Origin of the sequence: Desulfogranum japonicum DSM 18378, assembly GCF_000429945.1 — a bacterium.
GTDB classification, from domain to species: domain Bacteria; phylum Desulfobacterota; class Desulfobulbia; order Desulfobulbales; family Desulfobulbaceae; genus Desulfogranum; species Desulfogranum japonicum.
On sequence record NZ_AUCV01000107.1, the window covers coordinates 1 to 2,797 of the forward strand.

General features: G+C 50.6%; 2 rRNA genes. Both read left to right on the forward strand.

The annotated features are described in order from the left end of the window. Positions 1-2,624: ribosomal RNA gene (locus G493_RS33210) — 23S ribosomal RNA — on the forward strand; the annotation flags it as partial. A 59-nt stretch (positions 2,625-2,683) separates the two neighbouring features. Beyond that, a 5S ribosomal RNA gene (gene rrf / locus G493_RS0122440) occupies positions 2,684-2,797 on the forward strand; the annotation flags it as partial.

The window sequence follows — 2,797 nt, forward strand, 5'->3', positions numbered from 1 at the left end:
CTAAGGAAAACAACGTATAGCGGAACGGCATGGAAAGGCCGACCATAGAAGGTGATAGTCCGGTACGCGAAATGCAGAGTTTTCTGGGGTTAAAAGAGTACCACGGGACACGTGAAACCCTGTGGGAATATGGGAGGACCATCTTCCAAGGCTAAATACTACCCAGTGACCGATAGTGAACCAGTACCGTGAGGGAAAGGTGAAAAGAACCCCGGGAGGGGAGTGAAATAGAAACTGAAACCGTCAGCTTACAAGCAGTTGGAGCATCATATGATGTGACAGCGTGCCTTTTGCATAATGAGTCAACGAGTTATCCTATGCAGCAAGGTTAAGCCGTTAGGTGGAGCCGCAGCGAAAGCGAGTCTTAATTGGGCGTCGAGTTGCATGGGGTAGACCCGAAGCCGGGTGATCTATCCATGTCCAGGTTGAAGGTCGAGTAACATCGACTGGAGGACCGAACCATTGTAGGTTGAAAACTGCTTGGATGAGGTGTGGATAGGAGTGAAAGGCTAATCAAACTCGGTGATAGCTGGTTTTCTCCGAAATATATTTAGGTATAGCCTCGCGAGTTGACTGGCGGAGGTAGAGCACTGCTTGGGCTAGGGGTCCCACCGGATTACCAACCCCATGCAAACTCCGAATGCCGCCAAGTTCTATCGCGGGAGTCAGACTACGGGAGATAAGTTCCGTGGTCGAGAGGGAAAGAACCCAGACCGTCAGCTAAGGTCCCTAAACCATGCTAAGTGGAAAAGGAGGTGAAATTGCTCAGACAACCAGGAGGTTGGCTTAGAAGCAGCAATCCTTTAAAGAAAGCGTAACAGCTCACTGGTCTAGTGAATTTGCGCCGAAAATTTAACGGGGCTCAAGCATGGTACCGAAGCTACGGATCGAAATTTCGATGGTAGGAGAACATTGTGTAGGCCTGAGAAGGTGCATCGTGAGATGTGCTGGAGGTATCACAAGAGCTTATGTTGACACGAGTAGCGATAAACAAGGTGAGAAACCTTGTCGCCGAAAGTCTCAGGTTTCCTGAAGTCAAGTTAATCTGCTCAGGGTTAGTCGGCCCCTAAGGCGAGGCTGAAAAGCGTAGTCGATGGGAAACAGGTTAATATTCCTGTACCGCTGATGTAGACACTGTATAAGGGGGGACGGAGAAAGATAGGCCATCCAGGCGTTGGTTGTCCTGGTTTAAGCGTGTAGACGGAGGACTTAGGCAAATCCGGGTCCTTAACGTTGAGACGTGATGACGAAGCCCATATGGGCTGTAAAGTGGTTGATTCTATGCTTCCAGGAAAATCCTCGTATACATTTACATCTGTGACCGTACCGCAAACCGACACAGGTAGACTGGTAGAATATACCAAGGCGCTTGAGAGAACTCTGGTTAAGGAACTCGGCAAAATAGCACCGTAACTTCGGGAGAAGGTGTGCCCCCATGGTGATCTTTTTTTACATCAGTGAGCCTACGGGGGTTGCAGTGAAATGGGGGGAGCGACTGTTTACTAAAAACACAGGACTCTGCGAAGTCGTAAGACGATGTATAGGGTCTGACGCCTGCCCGGTGCCGGAAGGTTAAGGGGACGTGTTAGCGTATGCAAAGCACTGAACCGAAGCCCCGGTAAACGGCGGCCGTAACTATAACGGTCCTAAGGTAGCGAAATTCCTTGTCGGGTAAGTTCCGACCTGCACGAATGGCGTAACGATTTCCCCACTGTCTCAACCAGAGACTCAGCGAAACTGTAGTACCGGTGAAGATGCCGGTTACCCGCAACAAGACAGAAAGACCCCGTGAACCTTTACTACAGCTTGGCATTGTGTTTAGGGATAGTATGTGTAGGATAGGTGGGAGACTTTGAAGCATGCACGCCAGTGTGTGTGGAGTCAACCTTGAAATACCACCCTTGCTATCTTTGAACTCTAACCGCGGTCCCTTATCGGGATCCGGGACAGTGTCTGGTGGGTAGTTTGACTGGGGCGGTCGCCTCCCAAAGAGTAACGGAGGCGCGCGATGGTTCCCTCAGGCTGATTGGAAACCAGCCTTAGAGTGTAAAGGCATAAGGGAGCTTGACTGCGAGAGAGACATCTCGAGCAGGTACGAAAGTAGGTCTTAGTGATCCGGCGATTCCGCATGGAAGGGTCGTCGCTCAACGGATAAAAGGTACTCCGGGGATAACAGGCTTATCTCCCCCAAGAGTCCACATCGACGGGGAGGTTTGGCACCTCGATGTCGGCTCATCACATCCTGGGGCTGGAGCAGGTCCCAAGGGTTCGGCTGTTCGCCGATTAAAGTGGTACGTGAGCTGGGTTTAAAACGTCGTGAGACAGTTTGGTCCTTATCTGTTGCGGGCGCAGGATATTTGAGGAGATCTTTCCCTAGTACGAGAGGACCGGGATGGACGAACCAATGGTGTACCAGTTGTTCTGCCAGGAGCATGGCTGGGTAGCTAAGTTCGGAAGGGATAACCGCTGAAAGCATCTAAGCGGGAAGCCCACTCCAAGATAAGATATCCCGTACCTTTAGGTACCTCAAGGCTCGTTGGAGACTACAACGTTGATAGGTCGGGTGTGGAAGTGCAGTAATGCATGGAGCTAACCGATACTAATTAGCCGTGAGGCTTAACCATATCCTTTTGTAAACAAAGTTTACCCTGCTATTTTAATTGTTATGACTTTACATAGATTTTTCGGTAGCCATAGCGAAGAGGACCCACCCGTTCCCATTCCGAACACGGAAGTTAAGCTCTTCAGCGCCGATGGTACTGCATGGGTGACTATGTGGGAGAGTAGGTCGCTGCCG